Source organism: Streptomyces sp. NPDC018947, assembly GCF_044390505.1.
Classification (GTDB): Bacteria; Actinomycetota; Actinomycetes; order Streptomycetales; family Streptomycetaceae; genus Streptomyces.
Genome location: NZ_JBIRZD010000010.1, coordinates 230,802 through 250,015, shown reverse-complemented (window position 1 = coordinate 250,015; position 19,214 = coordinate 230,802). Strand labels below are relative to the sequence as shown.

The 19,214-nt window shown below is 72.9% G+C and carries 18 protein-coding genes; 14 read left to right on the top strand and 4 right to left on the bottom strand.

What is annotated here, in order from left to right:
- Nucleotides 1-8 precede the first annotated feature (8 nt).
- Nucleotides 9-740 (bottom strand): N-acetylmuramoyl-L-alanine amidase, encoded by a 732-nt coding sequence (locus ACH499_RS20830; RefSeq protein ID WP_399017442.1) that lies wholly within the window; start codon nucleotides 738-740, stop codon nucleotides 9-11.
- A 60-nt stretch (nucleotides 741-800) separates the two neighbouring features.
- Between ACH499_RS20830 and mnmA the strand changes: the two genes are divergently transcribed.
- On the top strand, nucleotides 801-1,931 hold the full coding sequence (gene mnmA, locus ACH499_RS20825) for a tRNA 2-thiouridine(34) synthase MnmA (RefSeq protein ID WP_356205612.1): 1,131 nt from the start codon (nucleotides 801-803) through the stop codon (nucleotides 1,929-1,931).
- 12 nt (nucleotides 1,932-1,943) lie between these two features.
- Here mnmA and ACH499_RS20820 read toward each other — a convergent pair whose 3' ends face one another.
- Both ACH499_RS20820 and ACH499_RS20815 read right to left on the bottom strand, forming a co-directional pair.
- Nucleotides 1,944-2,723, bottom strand: coding sequence for an alpha/beta hydrolase (locus ACH499_RS20820; protein ID WP_356205611.1), 780 nt, complete (start codon nucleotides 2,721-2,723; stop codon nucleotides 1,944-1,946).
- 37 nt (nucleotides 2,724-2,760) lie between these two features.
- Nucleotides 2,761-3,084 (bottom strand): DUF427 domain-containing protein, encoded by a 324-nt coding sequence (locus ACH499_RS20815; protein ID WP_356205610.1) that lies wholly within the window; start codon nucleotides 3,082-3,084, stop codon nucleotides 2,761-2,763.
- Nucleotides 3,085-3,176: 92 nt separating this feature from the next.
- On the opposite strand from ACH499_RS20815, the gene ACH499_RS20810 reads away from it, so the two are divergent.
- The 10 genes from ACH499_RS20810 (at nucleotide 3,177) to gatB (ending at nucleotide 14,616) form a co-directional block, all read left to right on the top strand.
- On the top strand, nucleotides 3,177-3,716 hold the full coding sequence (locus ACH499_RS20810) for a TIGR00730 family Rossman fold protein (RefSeq protein WP_356205609.1): 540 nt from the start codon (nucleotides 3,177-3,179) through the stop codon (nucleotides 3,714-3,716).
- Nucleotides 3,717-3,732: 16 nt separating this feature from the next.
- The gene (locus ACH499_RS20805) at nucleotides 3,733-4,422 is read left to right on the top strand and encodes an SDR family oxidoreductase (protein ID WP_356205608.1); all 690 of its coding nucleotides are present in this window, start codon (nucleotides 3,733-3,735) and stop codon (nucleotides 4,420-4,422) included.
- Between the two features lie 59 nt (nucleotides 4,423-4,481).
- The gene (locus tag ACH499_RS20800; RefSeq protein ID WP_356205607.1) at nucleotides 4,482-5,483 is read left to right on the top strand and encodes a methionine synthase; all 1,002 of its coding nucleotides are present in this window, start codon (nucleotides 4,482-4,484) and stop codon (nucleotides 5,481-5,483) included.
- A gap of 15 nt (nucleotides 5,484-5,498) precedes the next feature.
- Nucleotides 5,499-7,691: an NAD-dependent DNA ligase LigA gene (ligA, locus tag ACH499_RS20795; protein WP_399017439.1), complete on the top strand. Its 2,193-nt coding sequence runs from the start codon at nucleotides 5,499-5,501 to the stop codon at nucleotides 7,689-7,691.
- Between the two features lie 263 nt (nucleotides 7,692-7,954).
- Nucleotides 7,955-10,177 (top strand): bifunctional diguanylate cyclase/phosphodiesterase, encoded by a 2,223-nt coding sequence (locus ACH499_RS20790; protein WP_356205605.1) that lies wholly within the window; start codon nucleotides 7,955-7,957, stop codon nucleotides 10,175-10,177.
- A gap of 278 nt (nucleotides 10,178-10,455) precedes the next feature.
- Nucleotides 10,456-10,950 carry a cupin domain-containing protein gene (locus ACH499_RS20785; protein WP_399017437.1) on the top strand — a complete coding sequence of 165 codons (495 nt, stop codon included), beginning with the start codon at nucleotides 10,456-10,458 and terminating at the stop codon, nucleotides 10,948-10,950.
- A 104-nt stretch (nucleotides 10,951-11,054) separates the two neighbouring features.
- Entirely contained in the window at nucleotides 11,055-11,351 is a 297-nt protein-coding gene (gene gatC, locus ACH499_RS20780) for an Asp-tRNA(Asn)/Glu-tRNA(Gln) amidotransferase subunit GatC (protein WP_003973500.1), read from the top strand.
- A 5-nt stretch (nucleotides 11,352-11,356) separates the two neighbouring features.
- The gene (gatA, locus tag ACH499_RS20775; RefSeq protein WP_399017435.1) at nucleotides 11,357-12,850 is read left to right on the top strand and encodes an Asp-tRNA(Asn)/Glu-tRNA(Gln) amidotransferase subunit GatA; all 1,494 of its coding nucleotides are present in this window, start codon (nucleotides 11,357-11,359) and stop codon (nucleotides 12,848-12,850) included.
- Nucleotides 12,847-13,089 (top strand): hypothetical protein, encoded by a 243-nt coding sequence (locus ACH499_RS20770; RefSeq protein ID WP_356205602.1) that lies wholly within the window; start codon nucleotides 12,847-12,849, stop codon nucleotides 13,087-13,089. The genes gatA and ACH499_RS20770 overlap by 4 nt, the downstream gene beginning before the upstream one ends.
- Nucleotides 13,090-13,104: 15 nt before the next feature.
- A complete protein-coding gene (gatB, locus tag ACH499_RS20765; RefSeq protein ID WP_356205601.1) occupies nucleotides 13,105-14,616 on the top strand; it encodes an Asp-tRNA(Asn)/Glu-tRNA(Gln) amidotransferase subunit GatB in 1,512 nt (503 codons plus the stop codon).
- 59 nt (nucleotides 14,617-14,675) lie between these two features.
- On the opposite strand, the gene ACH499_RS20760 is transcribed toward gatB, so the two are convergent.
- On the bottom strand, nucleotides 14,676-15,458 hold the full coding sequence (locus tag ACH499_RS20760; protein WP_399017432.1) for an SAM-dependent methyltransferase: 783 nt from the start codon (nucleotides 15,456-15,458) through the stop codon (nucleotides 14,676-14,678).
- Between the two features lie 250 nt (nucleotides 15,459-15,708).
- On the opposite strand from ACH499_RS20760, the gene ACH499_RS20755 reads away from it, so the two are divergent.
- The 3 genes from ACH499_RS20755 to ACH499_RS20745 are packed head-to-tail and all read left to right on the top strand — an operon-like array spanning nucleotide 15,709 to nucleotide 19,131.
- Nucleotides 15,709-17,955 carry an MMPL family transporter gene (locus ACH499_RS20755; RefSeq protein WP_399017430.1) on the top strand — a complete coding sequence of 749 codons (2,247 nt, stop codon included), beginning with the start codon at nucleotides 15,709-15,711 and terminating at the stop codon, nucleotides 17,953-17,955.
- Nucleotides 17,933-18,508: a GNAT family protein gene (locus ACH499_RS20750; protein ID WP_356205598.1), complete on the top strand. Its 576-nt coding sequence runs from the start codon at nucleotides 17,933-17,935 to the stop codon at nucleotides 18,506-18,508. Before ACH499_RS20755 ends, ACH499_RS20750 begins: the two co-directional genes overlap by 23 nt.
- Nucleotides 18,509-18,543: 35 nt before the next feature.
- Nucleotides 18,544-19,131, top strand: a complete 588-nt coding sequence (locus tag ACH499_RS20745; RefSeq protein WP_356205597.1) for a hypothetical protein — start codon at nucleotides 18,544-18,546, stop codon at nucleotides 19,129-19,131.
- Nucleotides 19,132-19,214 lie beyond the last annotated feature (83 nt).

Genomic DNA, 19,214 nt, shown 5'->3' with positions numbered 1-19,214 from the left:
GACGGCTGTCAGACGCCGGTGCCGCTCGGCCGCGCGGACCGGGGAGCGGACGACGGTCCGCCCGTGGTCCCGCTCGTGACCGCCCGCCGGACCAGCCTCATGTACCGGTCCCAGTCCCAGTGCGGGCCCGGATCGGTGTGGTCGGTGCCCGGCACCTCCACGTGGCCGATGATGTGCTCGCGGTCGACGGGTATGCCGTACCGCGCGCAGATGCCCGCCGTCAGCCGGGCCGACGCCGCGTACATCGCGGCCGTGAAGTCCCGCGGCCGGTCCACGAAACCCTCGTGCTCGATGCCGACACTGCGCTCGTTGTAGTCCCGGTTGCCCGCGTGGTACGCCACGTCCAGCTCGCGGATCATCTGCGTGACGTGCCCGTCCTGGCCCACGATGTAGTGCGTGGCGGCCTTGTGGCCGGGGTCCTGGAAGGCCTTCACGGCGCTGGCGAAACTGCCCTGCGTGACATGGACGATCACCATGTCGATGCCGAAGTCGTCGGGCCGGTCGGCGCGCCGCCAGTTGGCGTCCGACGCCGCCACCCACCGGGCGCCCGCGTAGTCCACGGCGCCCTCCTCGCGCGGCTTCTCCACGCCGGGCGTGCGCCACCACAGCCGCGCCAGCTCGTCGCGCGCCAGCACGGCCGTGCCCAGCGCGGCCGCCGTCCCGCCGACGAGCAGCGCCCGGCGACCGATGCGCCGGTCGCCGTCCCCGGCTCCGCCCGTGGACCCGCTCTTCGCCCCCATGCGATCTTCAACGCATACTCGGGCGCTCCGGTTCCCGTGCCCCCGTACCCTGGAGGGGCTATGACTGACATCCCGCAGCGCACCCGTCCCCTCCGCGTCCTCGCCGCCATGTCGGGCGGCGTCGACTCCGCCGTGGCCGCCGCCCGCGCGGCCGAGGCGGGGCACGACGTGACCGGCGTCCACCTGGCGCTCTCCGCGAACCCGCAGTCCTTCCGCACGGGCGCGCGGGGCTGCTGCACCATCGAGGACTCCCGGGACGCCCGCCGCGCCGCGGACGTCATCGGCATCCCCTTCTACGTCTGGGACCTCGCCGACCGCTTCCGCGAGGACGTCGTCGAGGACTTCGTCGCCGAGTACGAGGCCGGGCGCACCCCGAACCCGTGCCTGCGCTGCAACGAGAAGATCAAGTTCGCCGCGCTCCTCGACAAGGCGCTCGCGCTCGGCTTCGACGCGGTGTGCACCGGCCACTACGCGAAGGTGGTCCTGCGCGAGGACGGCACCCGCGAACTGCACCGCGCCTCCGACATGGCCAAGGACCAGTCCTACGTCCTCGGCGTGCTCGACGACCGGCAGCTCGCGCACGCCATGTTCCCGCTCGGCGACACGGTCACCACCAAGGACGAGATCCGCGCCGAGGCGGAGCGCAGGGGGCTGGCCGTCGCCAAGAAGCCCGACTCGCACGACATCTGCTTCATCGCCGACGGCGACACCCGGGGCTTCCTCGCCGACCGCCTCGGCCGGGCGGAGGGCGACATCGTCGACGAGGCGGGCAACCGGCTCGGCACCCACGAGGGCGCGTACGGCTTCACCATCGGCCAGCGCAAGGGCCTGCGCATCGGCACCCCGGCGGCCGACGGCAAGCCCCGCTACGTCCTCGACATCTCCCCGGTGAACAACACCGTCACGGTCGGTCCGGCCGAGGCCCTGGACGTCACCGCGCTCACCGCGATCAAGCCCCGCTGGTGCGGCGCCGCCCCGACGGGCCCCGGCACCTACACCGCCCAGCTCCGTGCCCACGGCGGCGAGACCGAGGTCAGCGCCGAACCGGTCGACGGCACGCTGCGGGTGTCGTTCACCGAGCCGGTGCGCGGCGTCGCCCCCGGTCAGGCGATTGTGCTGTACGACGGCACGCGCGTGGTGGGCTCGGCGACGATCGCGTCGACCGTGCGCGCGACGGCGGGCGCCGCCTGAGCGGCCCCCGCCTCACCCGCCGAAGAACTCCGTGAGCACCGGCGCCAGCACGCCCGGCTCCACCATGTGGCTCTGGCCCGCCAGGGTGCGGTAGGCGCCCTCGGGCACGGCGTCGGCGACGGCCCGGGCCGCCTCGCGCATCCAGGCGTCGCCCGCGTCGCCCGCCAGGGACAGCACCGGGGCGGTGATCCTCGCCAGCCGGGACCGCGGCAGCCTGCCGTCGCCCATCACGGCGTCGTCGTGCGCGAGGCTCGGCGCGACCGACTCCATGCCGGCCCACATCGGCGACTGGCGGGCACCCCGGATGACCTCCTCGCCCAGGCCGGTCAGCCGCAGGAACAGCTCCACCGCGTCCCCGCGCCGCCCCTGCCCGAGGGCCTCGCCGAGCCGCCGCGTGTACTCGGCGCGGGTCCGCGCGGCCTCGTCGTCCATGGCGTACGGCACCTCGTACACGGCGACCCGCCGCACCGGCAGCCCGCTCGCCGCCGCCCGCAGCACCAGCGCGCCGCCCGACGAGATGCCGTACAGCGACGCCTCACCGCCGAGCGCCTCGACGAGCGCCGCCAGGTCCTCGACCTCGCGCTCCACCGCGTAGGGCGGCGTGTCCCCGCTCTCCCCGCGCCCCCGGCGGTCGTACACGGTGACGTCGAAACGCCCGGTCAGCTCCGCGGCCAGCGGCGCCAGCGTGGCCCCCGTGGACATGGCACCACTGACCAGGACGACGACCGGCCCCTGCCCGGTCCGTTCGTAGGCGATACGCGTGCCGTCGCGCGAAAGGGTCTTCTTGTCCATGCTTGTGCAGATTGCCTTACGGTGCGCGATTAACCGCTCAGGACACCTCGACGTCGTAGAAACACAGGTGATCCTTGATCTGCGCCACCTCCGGCTTCGGGTCCGGATACGCCCAGACGAGATCCTTCGCGTCCGGCAGGGACCAGTAGGACGCGTCGCCCTTGAACGGGCAGTGCGTGTGCGTGCCCGACGGTGCCAGCAGGTCGAGGCGCACGTCGCCGGGCGGGATGTAGTAGCGGTCGGGGCAGCCCGTCTCGCGCAGCACCAGTGCCCCGTCGCTCTCCGCCAGCACCCGCCCGTCGCGCACCACGCGCACGTGGCGGTCGCTCGGCTCGACGGTGATGCGATGACCCTTCGTCACGGTCGTCCCTCCTCGAATGGCCCACGTCACTGCCTACAGCGTGCCCCGGAGCCGTGTTCTTCCCCGGCGGCGCGCCACCGTACGGTGGTGCCATGAACATCTGCGTCTTCCTCTCCGCCGCCGACCTCGACGAGCGCTACACGCGGCCCGCGAAGGAGTTCGGCACCCTGCTCGGCAAGGGCGGCCACACGCTCGTGTGGGGCGGTTCGGACACCGGGCTGATGAAGGTCGTCGCCGACGGCGTCCAGGAGGCCGGAGGAAGGCTCATGGGCGTCTCCGTGGACTTCCTGGCGGCCAAGGCGCGCGCCGGCGCCGACGAGATGGTGATCGCCAAGGACCTCGCCGAGCGCAAGCGGCTGCTGCTGGAGAAGGCCGACGCCGTGGTGATCATGGTGGGCGGCACCGGCACCCTCGACGAGGCGACGGAGATCCTGGAGCTGAAGAAGCACGGGCACACGGACAAGCCGGTCGTCCTGCTCAACACGGCGGGCTTCTACGACGGACTGCGGGAGCAGTTCCGCCGGATGGAGGACGAGGGCTTCCTGCCCCGCCCCCTGACCGAGCTGGTGTTCTTCGCCGAGGAGCCGGCCGGCGCGCTGGCCTACCTCGAGGAGAGCCGCGGCATCCAGTGATGCGAGCATGGCGGGCATGGCTACACATGTGATCACCGGGGCCGGCTCCGGTATCGGCGCGGCCGTGACCCGCCGCCTGCACGAGCGCGGCGACGAGGTCTGGCTGCACGCGCGCGACGCGGGCCGCGCCAAGGAACTGGCGGCCGCCTACCCCGGCGCGAAGACCCTGGTCGGCGACCTGGCGGACCCGGACAAGCTCTCCTGGGCCTTCTCGCACCAGACGCTCCCCGACCGGGTGGACTCGCTGCTGCACATCGCGGGCGTGGTCGACCTCGGCCCGGTCGGCGACCTCACCCCGAAGACGTGGCGCCACCAGCTCAACGTCAACCTGGCCGCCCCCGCCGAGCTGACCCGCCTCTTCCTGCCGCAGCTCCGCGTCGCCCAGGGCCACGTGGTCTTCGTGAACTCCGGTTCCGGGCTGAACGCGCACGCCGGCTGGTCCGCGTACGCCGCCTCCAAGCACGGCCTCAAGGCCCTCGCGGACTCCCTGCGCCAGGAGGAGCACGCGGGCGGCGTCCGCGTCACCTCCGTCTACCCGGGCCGGACCGCCAGCCCCATGCAGGCCAAGGTCCACCGGCAGGAGGGCAAGGAGTACGACGCGTCGAAGTGGATCGACCCCGAGTCGGTCGCCACGACGATCCTCATGGCCCTGGACCTGCCGAGGGACGCGGAGGTCAACGACCTGACGGTGCGTCCGGGGCGGTAGTTCCCGGGAAGGGCGGCGGGGGCCGAACCGCCCCGGCCGCCCCTGCGTACGCTTCCCCTGTGAACGACAACCTCCACCTCGGCCCCGCCACCGGCATCGGCTCCCTGCCGGGCCAGGACGCGCGCGAGGCCGTCAAGACCGCAACCGGCACCTTCGAGGACTTCCCCTTCCTGCCCGAGCTGCCCGCCCGCGGCCCCGGCGCCGACATGATCGGCCGCAGCGCCGGCATGCTCGTCGAGCTGTACGCGCGCGTGGAGCCCAGCGGCTGGCGGCTCGGCGACCGGCCGGGCCGCGACACCAAGCGGGCCCGGGCCTGGCTCGGCGAGGACCTCGACGCGCTGGAGGAGTTCACCCAGGGCTACGAGGGCCCGCTGAAGGTCCAGGCCGTCGGCCCCTGGACGCTGGCCGCCGCCCTGGAACTGCGCAACGGCGAGGCCGCCCTCTCCGACGCCGGCGCCTGCCGCGACCTGACCGCCTCGCTCGCCGAGGGCCTGCGCCGGCACCTCGCCGAGGTCGCCCGCCGCGTGCCCGGCGCCCGGGTGGTGCTCCAGCTCGACGAACCGTCCCTCACCGCCGTGCTGCGCGGCCGGGTGCGCACCGCCAGCGGCTACCGCACCCACCGGGCCGTCGACCGGCAGGTCGTCGAGGCGGCCCTGCGGGACCTCGTCGCGGCGCACGCCGACGGCCCGGTCGTCGTCCACTCCTGCGCACCGGACGTCCCGTTCGCCCTGCTGCGGCGGGCCGGCGTCGCGGGGATCTCCTTCGACTTCTCCCTCCTCACCGAGCGTGACGACGACGCGATCGGGGAAGCCGTGGAGGGCGGCACCCGGCTGCTGGCCGGTGTCGTGCCGGGGACGGACGGCCCATTGTCAGACCCTGCCGGTAGCGTCATGGGTGTCAGGACGCTGTGGCGCAGGCTGGGGCTGCATCCGGGGCTTCTCGCGGAGGCGGTCACCATCACCCCGTCGTGCGGACTCGCGGGCGCGTCCCCCGAGTACGCCCGCCGGGCCCTCGCCCACTGCGTCAGGGCGGCGAGATCCCTCGCGGACAACCCAGAGTAACGGGAGGACGACACGGTGGCCGGCGACAAGCAGGCGGAGACGACGAGTGTGCCCGCCGAGGCACGCGAGAAGCACGTGCAGCTCGCTGAGCAGATCGAGGAACACCGCTTCCGGTACTACGTGAAGGACGCCCCCGTCATCAGCGACGCGGACTTCGACCGGCTGCTGCGTTCCCTGGAGGCCCTGGAGGAGGAGTATCCGGAGCTGCGCACCCCGGACTCGCCGACCCAGAAGGTCGCCGGTTCCTACGAGACGGAGTTCACGGCGGTCGAGCACCGCTCGCGCATGCTCTCCCTCGACAACACCTTCAACGACGACGAACTCGCCGCCTGGACCGAGCGCATCGCCAAGGAGCTGGGCGAGCAGGAGTACCACTTCCTGTGCGAGCTGAAGGTCGACGGACTGGCCGTCAACCTCACCTACGAGCGCGGCCGGCTGGTCCGCGCGGCCACCCGCGGCGACGGCCGCACCGGCGAGGACATCACGCCCAACGTCCGCACCATCGCCGAGATCCCCGAGCGCCTCGCCGGTGAGAAGGTCCCCGACCTCGTGGAGATCCGCGGCGAGGTCTACTTCCCGATGGAGAAGTTCCAGGAGCTCAACGCCCGCCTGGTCGAGGCCGGCGACAAGCCCTTCGCCAACCCGCGCAACGCGGCGGCGGGTTCGCTGCGCCAGAAGGACCCGCGCGTCACCGCCACCCGCCCGCTGCACATGGTCGTCCACGGCATCGGCGCCCTGGAGGGCTACACGGGCATGACCCGCCTCTCCCAGGCGTACGACCTCCTGAAGACCTGGGGACTGCCCACCTCCCCGCACAACAGGGTCGTCGACGGCCTCGGCGGCGTACGGGAGTTCATCGCCCACTACGGCGAGAACCGGCACTCCGTGGCGCACGAGATCGACGGCGTCGTCGTCAAGCTGGACGAGATCCGCCTGCAGGGGCGCCTCGGCTCCACCGCACGCGCCCCGCGCTGGGCCATCGCCTACAAGTACGCGCCCGAAGAGGTCAACACCAAGCTCATCGACATCAAGGTGGGCGTCGGACGCACCGGCCGCGTCACCCCCTACGCCCAGGTCCAGCCGGTCACCGTCGCGGGCAGCGAGGTGGAGTTCGCCACCCTGCACAACCAGGAGGTCGTCAAGGCCAAGGGCGTGCTCATCGGCGACACCGTGGTGCTGCGCAAGGCGGGCGACGTCATCCCGGAGATCCTCGGCCCGGTCGTCGACCTGCGGGACGGCACCGAGCGGGAGTTCGTCATGCCCGCCGAGTGCCCCGAGTGCGGGACGCCGCTGCGCGCCATGAAGGAGGGCGACATCGACCTGCGCTGCCCCAACGCCCGCACCTGCCCGGCCCAGTTGAGGGAGCGCGTCACCTATCTCGCCGGCCGCGAGTGCCTGGACATCGAGCACTTCGGCGGGGTCGTCGCCGCCGCGCTCACCCGCCCGCTGGAACCGGCCGACCCCCCGCTCGTCGACGAGGGCGACCTCTTCGACCTCACCGTCGAGAAGCTGCTCCCCATCAAGGCGTACGTCCTCGACCCGGACAGCGGGCTGCCCCGGCGCGACCCCAAGACCGGCGAGGACAAGATCGTCACGGTCTTCGCCAACAAGGAGGGCGAGCCGAAGAAGAACACCCTCGCCCTGCTGAGGAACATCGAGGAGGCCAAGACCCGGCCGCTCGCCCGCTTCCTCAACGGGCTCTCCATCCGGCACGTGGGCCCCGTCGCCGCCCAGGCCCTCGCCCGCGAGTTCCGCTCCGTCGACCGCATCGAGCAGGCCACCGAGGAGGAGTTGGCGAACACCGACGGCGTCGGCCCCATCATCGCCGCCTCCCTCAAGGAGTGGTTCGCCGAGGACTGGCACCGCGAGATCGTCCGGAAGTGGAAGGCCGCCGGAGTCCCGCTGGAGGAGCGGTCGAGCGGCGAGGACGAGGGGCCGCGCCCACTCGAGGGCCTCACCGTCGTCGTCACCGGCACCCTGGAGAACTTCACCCGCGACGGGGCCAAGGACGCCCTCCAGAGCCGGGGCGCCAAGGTGACCGGATCGGTCTCCAAGAAGACGTCGTTCGTCGTGGTCGGGGACAACCCCGGTTCCAAGTACGACAAGGCGATGCAGCTCAAGGTGCCGGTCCTGGACGAGGCCGGATTCACCGTCCTGCTGGAGGAAGGACCCGAGGCCGCGGCGGACTCCGCGCTTTCGGCCGAGTAATAGCGGTTGAAGGACACCTGTTCGGCGCATACCAGATGCATACGGGTGGCCGGGGCGCATTCGGGCAACCGTCGGCGACCGGTGCCCCTGGAAGCCTTCCGCAGCCTACTGTTGAGGGGTGCGCCCGCCGTGCCCCGCTGCGGCCGGGGGCATCCCCCTGCCCCAAGGAACAGGGGGAAGGGTTCTCCAACGCGGAGCCGTTGAGGGGTCGTCGGGCGTCGGACCGCGCGGCGTGGGCACCGCCGGCCGTGAGAGGGACGGGAATGGAACCGACCGAGAGCGCCGCCGCGGGCTCACGGCTGCGTCCGCGTCACCTGGTGGCGACGTGGCACGTGAGCCGGTGGCTCGGGCAGCGCGGTGGTGGCGTGCGGCACCCCGCGGCGGACGCCCCGGGCACCGCGCCGCCGGGCAGCCGCCGCGTCCCCGCGCCGCACGGCGCCGGCGGCGAACGGCCCCCGTCCCGGCCCGTGTTGCCCGCGGCCGTCGTCGCGGTGGCCGGCTGCGTCCTCGGCGCCGGATTCCACGGGGCGTTCACCGACGGCCGCGCCCTCTTCCCGTCCGGGACCCCCGGCTGGTCCCTCGCCGTGCTGACCGGCATCGTCGTCGGCCACCTGGTCATGCTCGGCCGCTCCCGCTGGTGGGGCGGCACCGGCTCGGGCGCCGCCCTCACCCTCGCCGTCCTGCTGCTCTACGGCTGGATCCCGGCCGGCCTGGTCAGCCTCACCGTCGTCGTCCTGGTCGGCGTCGCCCGCCGGGGCCACTGGCGGCAGGGCGTCCTGCACGGCGCGGTCGACATCCTCGGCATCGCCGCCGGAGCCCTCCTGCTCGGCGTCTGCGGCTCCGTCCCGTCGGTGGAACAGCCCTGGGACCCGCAGACCTGGACGGTGTACGCCGCGCCCAAGGTGGTCCTCGTCGCGGTCGCCCACCTCGCCGTGACCCGCGGACTGCTGTGGTACCTGCACACCCCGCGCGCCGCACTGTCCACCGTCGCCCGCACCACCCTGGTCCGGCACGGACTGGTCGCCGTGGCGCTGCTCGGCATCGCGCCGCTGATCTGCGTGGTCGCCGTCGCCAAGCCGCCGCTGCTGCCGCTGTTCTCCATCCCGCTGATCGCCCTCGACTCCACCCTGTGGATCGCCCGCGCCCGGGCGGAGGAGCAGCTCCGCGACCCGCTCACCGGACTGCCCAACCGGCAGTGGCTGCTGGAGCGGACCTGGGCCGCGCTGGACGACGCCGAACGCCTCGGCGCCCGCTCGGCCCTCATGCTGATCGACCTCGACCGCTTCCGGTCGGTCAACGACACCCTCGGACACCTCGCCGGCGACCGACTGCTGCTGCAGACCGCCGACCGGCTGCGGCTGGCACTGCCGCGCGGAGCGGAGGCCGCGCGGCTGGGCGGCGACGAGTTCGCCGTGCTGCTGCCCGTCGCCGACTCCACCACCTCGGCGACCCGCCTCGCCCGCGGTCTCGTCACCGCCCTCAGCTCCCCGCTCGACCTGGACGGCCTCACCCTCGTCCTGGAGGCCAGCGCCGGCGTCGCCGTCTTCCCCGACCACGCGGCGGACGCCGAAGGGCTCCTGCGCCGGGCGGACGTGGCGATGTACCAGGCGAAGCGGGACCGCACGGGCGTGGAGGTCTACGAGTCCAAGCGCGACTCCAACACCCCCGACCGGCTCGGGCTGCTGGGCGATCTGCGCCGCGCCCTGGACGCCCACGAGGTGCAGCTCCACTACCAGCCCAAGGTGCGCTTCGACGGTCAGGTGGCCGGCCTGGAGGCACTGGTGCGCTGGGTGCACCCGGAGCGCGGCAGGGTGCCGCCGGACGAGTTCATAGCGATCGCCGAGTCCTCCGGGCTGATGCCCCACCTGACGGAGTACGTGCTGGAGACGGCGCTCGGGCAGGTCGCCCGCTGGCGCTCCCAGGGCCTGTTCGTGCCGGTCGCGGTTAACGTCTCCCCGCGCGACGTCCACACCCCCGGCTTCGCGGGCTCGGTGGCCGCGCGCCTGGCCCGGCACGGTGTCCCGGCGGGAGCGCTCCAACTGGAGATCACGGAACACGTCCTGCTGGAGGACCCGCAGCGCGCCGCCGACACCCTCGCCGCACTGACCGCGCACGGCGTGAAGATGTCCCTGGACGACTTCGGCACCGGCTACTCCTCCCTCGTCCACCTGCGCCGGCTCCCGGTCAGCGAACTCAAGATCGACCGCTCGTTCGTGGCCCGGCTGGCCGTCGACACCGAGGACGCCGAGATCGTGCGCTGCACCGTCGACCTCGCGCACTCCCTCGGCCTGCTGGTCGTCGCCGAGGGCGTCGAGGACGACGAGACCTGGGAGCGCCTGCGCGACCTGCGCTGCGACGCCGTACAGGGCTGGCTGGTCGCGGCGGCGATGCCGCCCGAGGAGACGACGGCCTGGCTGCGTGCCCGGGGTTCACGCGGCTGGGTCCGGCCCGCCGCAGCCCTTCCCGCGGCGGCCACCGACGAGTGACGGCGGCCGCCGGGAGCTGCCTGACGACCGCGGGACCGCGGGACGGCACGTCCGGCCCGGCGGGGCCGGCCCCGCCGGTGTCCGCCGAGGACTGATCGTCCGTGCGTGGCCCCGGGGCCCGGGGGACACGGTCATGGGTGCCGCGCCACGGGAGTGCGAGGGCCGTGCCCCGACGACCATGCGCCACCGCGGCCGTCGTCCTGATCGCCGCGGGGCCGCTCCGCGCGGTCCGGGGGCGGCTCCCGCAGCACGTCCCGTCGCTGTCAGGAGGTCCGCCCGTGTCGCTGTTCGTCCCGGAGTTCGACGAGACCGTGATCGTCCGCGAGGCCGGTGCCGAGGTCGTCGGCCGGGCGCCGGTCACCGTGCGCCTGCCGACCGACAGCGGCGCGACCGGCGGCGCCCTGTCCACCCAGCGCGTCACCCTCACCGCGGGCGCCGAGGGAGCCAGGCCGCACCGGCACGACCGCGGCGCCGAGATGTTCTTCCCGCTCGACGGCGCCGCCGACGTCCTCTGCGGCGACGACGTCGTCACCGCCGGCCCCGGCGACCTCGTCGTCGTCCCGCCCGGCAGGCCGCACGCCTTCGCCGCCGTGCCCGGGGCCGACGCCGATCTGCTCATCGCCCTCACGCCGGGTGTCGAGCGCTTCGAGTACTTCCGCCACCTGTGGCGCATCCGCCTCGGCGAGGTCCCGGCCCGGAGCATCGAGGACGCCCAGGACCGCTACGACCGCCACTTCCTGAGCAGCCCGGCCCGGGACGCGCACCGGTCGTGAGCCGCCCCGGGCAAACCGTTTAACGGCCACGGGCCCCGGACCCATAGGATTGGGCGCGAACCGATTGGCCCGAACCGCACACACTCACCCCAGAGGAACGCTGCATGCCTGGCATCACGCGCGAGGAGGTCGCCCACCTCGCCCGGCTGGCGCGTCTGGAGCTGAAGCCCGAAGAGCTCGAGCACTTCGCGGGACAGCTTGACGACATCATCGGCGCGGTCGCCCGCGTCAGCGAGGTCGCCGACCAAGACGTACCGCCGACCTCGCACCCGCTCCCGCTGACGAACGTCATGCGGCCGGACGAGGTCCGTCCGTCGCTCACGCCCGAGCAGGCGCTCTCCGGCGCCCCGGCCCAGGAGCAGCAGCGTTTCAAGGTGCCGCAGATCCTGGGGGAGGAGTAACCGCCATGAGCGACATCATCAAGCTCACCGCCGCGGAGATCGCCGCGAAGATCGCGTCCGGCGAGCTGACCGCGGTCGAGGTCACCGAGGCCCACCTGGCCCGCATCGAGGCCGTCGACGAGAAGGTGCACGCCTTCCTGCACGTCGACCGCGAGGGCGCCCTCGCCCAGGCCCGTGCCGTGGACGAGAAGCGCGAGCGCGGCGAGAAGCTCGGCCCGCTGGCCGGCGTCCCCCTCGCGCTCAAGGACATCTTCACCACCGAGGGCATCCCGACCACCGTCGGCTCGAAGATCCTCGAGGGCTGGATCCCGCCGTACGACGCGACGCTCACCAAGCGCCTGAAGGACGCCGACGTCGTCATCCTCGGCAAGACCAACATGGACGAGTTCGCCATGGGGTCCTCCACCGAGAACAGTGCCTACGGCCCGACCGGCAACCCCTGGGACCTCACCAAGATCCCCGGTGGCTCCGGCGGCGGCTCCTCCGCGGCGCTCGCCTCCTACGAGGCCCCGCTCGCCATCGGCACCGACACCGGCGGCTCCATCCGCCAGCCCGCGGCCGTCACCGGCACGGTCGGCGTCAAGCCGACGTACGGCGCGGTCTCCCGGTACGGCATGGTCGCCTTCTCCTCCTCCCTCGACCAGGGCGGCCCCTGCGCCCGCACGGTCCTGGACGCGGCCCTGCTGCACGAGGTGATCGCCGGGCACGACCCGCTGGACTCCACCTCCATCGACGCCCCCGTCCCGCCGGTCGTCGAGGCCGCCCGCAACGGCAGCGTCGAGGGCATGCGCGTCGGCGTCGTCAAGCAGTTCCGCGGCGAGGGCTACCAGGCCGGCGTCATCCAGCGCTTCGACGAGTCCGTCGAGCTGCTCAAGGAGCTCGGCGCCGAGATCGTCGAGCTGGACTGCCCGTCCTTCGACCTGGCGCTCTCCGCGTACTACCTGATCGCCCCCTCGGAGTGCTCCTCCAACCTCGCCCGCTTCGACGGCCTGCGCTACGGCCTGCGGACCGGCGACGACGGCACGCACTCCGCCGAGGAGGTCACCTCCCTGACCCGCGAGGCCGGCTTCGGCCCCGAGGTCAAGCGCCGCATCATGCTCGGCACGTACGCCCTGAGCTCCGGCTATTACGACGCGTACTACGGCAGCGCCCAGAAGGTCCGCACCCTGATCACGCGGGACTTCGAGAAGGCGTTCGAGCAGGTCGACGTGATCGTCTCCCCGACGACCCCGACCACCGCCTTCGCGATCGGCGAGCGTGCCGACGACCCGATGGCGATGTACCTGGCCGACCTGTGCACGATCCCGACCAACCTGGCGGGCAACGCGGCCATGTCCCTGCCCTGCGGTCTCGCCCCGGAGGACAACCTCCCGGTCGGCCTGCAGATCATCGCTCCCGCCCTGAAGGACGACCGGCTCTACAAGGTCGGTGCCGCCGTCGAGGCCGCCTTCGTGGAAAGGTGGGGGCACCCGCTGCTGGAGGAGGCTCCGTCGCTGTGAGCAAGGCACTGTCGAAGGCCAAGGGCTTCAAGAAGTCCAAGTCCGGCCTGTACCTGTCCATGGCCACCACCGCGTTCGGCGCCGTCAGCGTCGCCAAGCAGGCGAAGCTCGCCCGCAACGAGAGCGACACGCTGCGCCTGATCGACGCGGCCGTGTCCGCCGCCGCCATCGTCACCGGCCTCGCCATCCTCTACCGCGAGCTGAAGCGGCTGGGCGACGACGACGTCCTGCTGGGCTGAGAGGGAAGTTTCACCGTGACCACCACGACCGACCTGGTGTCGTACGAGGACGCGCTGGCGTCGTACGACCCCGTCATGGGCCTCGAGGTCCATGTCGAACTCGGCACCCGGACCAAGATGTTCTGCGGCTGTTCGACCGCGCTCGGCGCCGACCCGAACACCCAGACCTGCCCGGTCTGCCTCGGCATGCCCGGCGCGCTCCCGGTCGTCAACGCGACCGGCGTCGAGTCCGCGATCAAGATCGGCCTCGCGCTGAACTGCGAGATCGCCGAATGGTGCCGCTTCGCCCGGAAGAACTACTTCTATCCGGACATGCCGAAGAACTTCCAGACCTCCCAGTACGACGAGCCGATCGCCTTCGACGGCTACCTCGACGTGCAACTGGAGGACGGCGAGACCTTCCGCGTGCAGATCGAGCGCGCCCACATGGAGGAGGACACCGGCAAGTCGACCCACGTCGGCGGCGCCACCGGCCGCATCCACGGCGCGTCCCACTCCCTGCTGGACTACAACCGCGCCGGCATCCCGCTCATCGAGATCGTCACCAAGCCGATCGAGGGAGCGGGCGAGCGCGCCCCCGAGGTCGCGCGGGCCTACGTCCGCGAGCTGCGCGAGGTCATCCGCGCCCTCGGCGTGTCCGAGGCCCGGATGGAGATGGGCCAGATGCGCTGCGACGTGAACCTGTCGCTGCGCCCGCACGGCCAGGAGAAGTTCGGCACCCGCTCGGAGACGAAGAACGTCAACTCGCTGCGGTCCGTGGAGCGCGCGGCCCGCTTCGAGATCCAGCGGCACGCCGCGGTCCTGAGCGGCGGCGGCACGATCATCCAGGAGACCCGCCACTTCCACGAGGACACGGGGTCCACGACCTCGGGCCGGGTGAAGGAGGAGGCCGAGGACTACCGGTACTTCCCGGAGCCCGACCTCGTGCCGGTCGCCCCGTCCCGCGACTGGGTCGAGGAGATCCGCTCCGCCCTGCCCGAACTGCCGCTGGTGCGCCGCAACCGGCTCCGCGAGGAGTGGGGCATCTCCGGCACCGACATGCAGGCGATCCTCAACGCCGGCGCGCTGGACCCGATCGTCGCCACGATCGAGGCCGGCGCCGACGCCGCCTCCGCCCGCAAGTGGTGGATGGGCGAGCTGGCCCGCAGCGCCAACGAGTCGGGCACGTCGCTCGACGGGCTGGCGATCACGCCGGAGCAGGTCGCACGGGTCACCGAGCTGGTCAGGAAGGGCGACCTCAACGACAAGCTGGCCCGCCAGGTCATCGAGGGTGTCCTCGCCGGAGAGGGCACCCCGGACGAGGTCGTCGACAAGCGCGGCCTGAAGGTCGTCTCCGACGAGGGCGCGCTGACCGCCGCCGTCGACGAGGCCATCGCCGGCAACCCGGGCATCGCGGACAAGATCCGCGGCGGCAAGGTCGCCGCGGCCGGCGCCCTGGTCGGCGCGGTCATGAAGGCGACCCGCGGCCAGGCGGACGCGGCCCGCGTCAAGGAGCTGATCCTGCAGAAGCTCGGCGTCGAGGGCTGACGCACGCTCTCTCATCGCCCAGGGGGGCGCACCGGCACACGGTGCGCCCCCTCGGCGCGTCACGGCGTACGGCGCCCCACGACCCGCGCGAAGCCCAGCGCGCGTCCCTCGTCGGCGCGCAGCAGTTCCACCGAGTCCCGCGCCATCCCCGCCATGAACGCGCTCGGGCTCTCCTCGGCGCAGACCTCGCTCCACCGCAGCCAGTCCCGCCAGCCGTCCGGCTGCCAGTCGGCGGCCTCGACCTCCACGGCGCCGCTGCGCGTCCAGTGCCGGCGCCACCAGGCGGGGGAGTGGAACGCCCAGAAGCCCGGGTCCCAGTACGGCTTCAGATGCTCCGGCGGCTCGACGCCCTCCGGCTCCTCCCGCAGCGCCGGGACGACCACGCCGATCCGCCCGCCGGGCTTCAGCAGCCGTGTGACCGTGGGCAGGTAGAGGTCATCCGTGCCGAAGTACTGGTAGGCGTCGATGCTGACGACCGCGTCGAACGTGCCCTCGCCGAACGGGAGGTCGTGCGCCTCGGCGCGCACCGGCAGCACCCGGTCCGCGACGCCCGCCTCGGCGAGGCGGGCGGCGTTCTCGTCGGGCCGGATCCACAGGTCGGCGGCGGTGACGCGGACGTCGTACTCCCGGGCCAGGAAGACCGAGGTGAGCGCCCGCCCGCAGCCCAGGTCCAGCACCCGGGCACCGGGCGGCAGGTCGTCGAGGCCGAGTGCCGGGGCCAGCCATTCCAGCAGCCACAGTGGATGAGGGCCCATCTGGTGCTCGATGATCCAGCGCGTGTCGTAGCGGTTGCTGCGCGGATACGCGGGGTGGGTGAGCGCGGGGTGCGCGGGTTCGTCCATAGGCCGCCATGCATAGCGGGGCCCGCCCCGGTGCGCACCCGGTTTTCCGGCGGCGCACCCGGCGGCTCCCGGCCGGCCGGCCTGTGAACTTCCCCCGGCGGCTGTGAATAAGGACACGAAGTCCGCAAATGATCACTTCTGGCTGAAAGAGTGACTTCGCATTGCTCATGCGTTCTTTGCGGGCTGTTCATGTCGTGAACGACTGTTCCCGGACAAAGATCCACAATCAGACACCCCTGGGAGCACGTTCGTGGCAGCCCTTGCACGCTGGTGTGTCCAGCGCCGCCTCGTCGCCGTACTGCTCTGGCTCCTCGCCTTCGGCGGGGTCGCCGCGGGCGCCGCCGCCGCCGGTTCCGCGTACTCCAACGACTACGGGGTGTCCGGCACCGGTTCCGACCGGGCCTTCCGGCTGATGGAGTCGGGCTTCCCGGGGAGCGACGGCGACAGCGACACCGTCGTGTGGCACACCACGTCGGGCACGGTCCGCGCCGCCGACGTCGAACAGACCATGAGCGGGACCCTGGACCGGATAGCCCATCTGCCCGGGGTCGCCTCGGTGACCAACCCGTACCACGGCCGCGACTCCGGCCTGATCAGCGCGGACGCCCGCACCGCGTACGCCGTCGTCACCTTCGACGCCGCCTCCCAGGACGTCGACCCCGCCGAGGCGCGGGCGGTCGTCGACACCGCCAAGGCCGCCGAGACCGACGGGCTCCAGGTCGAACTGGGCGGCAGCGCCGTCGCGCTCACCGAGGCCGGCGGCGGCCACCTCGCCGAGGCCGTCGGCGTGGCCGTCGCCGCGGTCGTGCTGTTCCTCGCCTTCGGCTCCCTCGCCGCGTCGCTGCTCCCCCTCGCCACCGCGCTGGTCTCCGTCGGCACGGCCTACGCGGGCATCACCCTGCTCGGCCACGTCATGACCGTCGCCGACTTCGCGCCCATGCTCGGGACCCTGATCGGGCTCGGCGTCGGCATCGACTACGCCCTGTTCATCGTGACCCGGCACCGGCGCGGCCTGAAGCGGGGACTCACCGTCGCCGAGGCCGCCGAGAACGCCGTCACGACCACGGGACGCGCCGTCGTCTTCGCGGGCGCCACGGTGTGCATAGCCCTGCTCGGCATGCTGATCCTCCGGCTGAACTTCCTCAACGGCGTCGCCGTCGCCGCGTCGGTGACCGTCGTCCTGACCGTCGCCGCGTCCGTCACTCTGCTGCCGGCCCTGCTGTCGTACATCGGCCCGCGCGCCCTGAGCCGGCGCGAGCGGCGCCGGCTCGCCGAGCACGGGCCCGAACCCGAACTGCCCACGGGGTTCGCCGCCCGCTGGTCGGCCTTCGTCGAGCGCCACCCCAAGCTGCTCGGCGCCTTCGCCCTGGTCGTCATCACGGTCCTCGCCCTGCCCACCCTCGGCCTGCGCCTGGGCACCTCCGACCAGGGCAACGACCCCCGCGGCACCACCACCCGCCAGGCCTACGACCTGCTCGCCGACGGCTTCGGCCCCGGCGTCAACGGGCCCCTCACCCTGGTCACCGAGGTGAAGGGTGCCGAGGACCGGCTCGTCCTGGACAACCTCGACGCCTCCCTGCGCACCACCGAGGGCGTCGCCTCGGTGACACCGGTGACCTACAACTCCGGCGGCGACACCGCGTACCTCACCGTCGTCCCCGAGTCCGCACCGCAGTCCGAGAGGACCAGCGACCTCGTCGAGCGGCTGCGCTCCGAGGTGCTGCCGCGCGCCGAGGCCGGCACCTCGCTCGACGTGCACGTCGGCGGCGTCACGGCGGGCTACGACGACTTCGCCGACGTCATCGTCGGCAAGCTGCCGCTGTTCGTCGGCGTCGTCGTCGGCCTCGGCTGCGTCCTGCTCCTGCTGGCCTTCCGGTCCGTCGGCATCCCCCTCAAGGCCGCGGCGATGAACGTGGCCGCCGTGGCAGCCTCCTTCGGGGTCGTGGTGGCGATCTTCCAGTGGGGCTGGGGCAGCGAACTGCTCGGACTCGGCAGCGCCGGCCCGATAGAGCCCTTCCTGCCCGTGATCATGGTCTCCGTGCTCTTCGGGCTCTCCATGGACTACCAGGTCTTCCTGGTCAGTCGCATGTACGAGGAGTGGCTGGAGACCGGCGACAACAGACGGGCCGTCCGCGTCGGCCTCGCCGAGACCAGCCGGGTGATCAACTCCGCCGCGGTCATCATGATCTCCGTCTTCCTCGCCTTCGTCCTCAGCGGCGACCGCGTGATCGCCATGTTCGGCATCGCGCTCGCCGCCGCCGTCGCCCTGGACGCCTTCGTCCTGCGCACACTCCTCGTGCCCGCCCTGATGCACATGCTGGGCCGGGCCAACTGGTGGCTCCCGCGCGGCCTGGACCGGCTCCTGCCCCGCCTCAGCATCGAGCCGCCCGAGTGCCGGACCGCCCATGAGAGGCTGGCCGCGGCGACGGACGCCGACGTGGCGGACGTCCTTGCGGAGGAGGAACGGCAACCGGATGTACGCGATACCACTGGGTGACGACGGGGCCGAACTGCGCCCCCTGGAGCCCTGGCACGCCGAGGAGTTCCTGGCCCACCTCGACCGGGGCCGGGACTTCATCACCCAGCACATCCCCTTCGGCGCGAAGGCCACCGACGTGGAATCCGCCCGGGCACTGCTCCAGGGCTACGCCGACCGGCGCGCCGCCGACAGCGGCTTCCTGCACGGACTGTGGCTGGACGGCACACTCGTCGGCGGCCTGCTCTTCCGGGTCTTCGACGCGGCGACCGGCGTCTGCGAGATCGGCTGCTGGCTGGAGCCCGCCGGCACCGGACGCGGCCTGGTCACGCGTGGCGCCCGCGTCCTGATCGACTGGGCGTTCGGCGAGCGCGGCATGCACCGCGTGGAATGGCACGCGTCGACCGCGAACACCCCGAGCGTCAACGCCGCCCGCCGGCTCGGCATGACCCGCGAGGGCGTCCTGCGCGAGAGCTCCGTCCACCGGGGAGTGCGGCAGGACGTGGAGGTGTGGTCGGTGCTGGCGCCCGAGTGGCGCACGGCACGTGGGCACGGCTCTCACAGCGATCATTAAGGGACCTCTCAGAGAGCGTCCGTACGGTGCGGGGCATGGGAACGAAGACAGTGGACGAGACCGCCGTGAAGACGGATCAGCGCAAGGCGGACGAGGTGGACGAGGCGGCGCGCGACGAGGACGCCGGAGACACGCCCGCGGAGGGTGACACCACCGCGGCCGAGGGCGCCGCGGCCGACGACACGGACGCGGACGCGGCCGACGCCGCGGACGCCGGCCAGGAGGGCCCCACCGGGGTCGGCCAGGGCGCGGGCGCCGTCGTCTCCGCCGGGCTGGGCGTCGTCGCGCTGAGCGGAAGCTGGGTCGGCAGCATCGCGTCCGCCCGCGAGTCGCTGCTCGGCCAGCTCCAGACCTCCTCGTCGTCCAACGTCGCCACACTGCTCCAGAAGGGCTACGGCAACGCCTGGCAGGCCGAGGCCCTGTGGGGCGGCGTCTTCGCCCTGGTCGCGCTGATCGTCGGCGTCGTGGTGCTGGCGCGCCCCGCGTTCGGCGCCCCGGGCAGGCCGCAGGCCCCCTGGATCAAGTCGGTCGCGTGGGGCGGCGTCGCGCTCGGCGTCATCGGGCTGATCCTGGCCGTCCTGAAGTACACGGACGTCCTGCTGAACCTGCCCTCCGCAGGCTGACCGTCGTCTTCCCGGGGTCCCCGGGGGCGGCGCGCCCCGGCCCCGGGCCCCCCACCCCCCGGCAGACGCCCCCCACCCGCGCC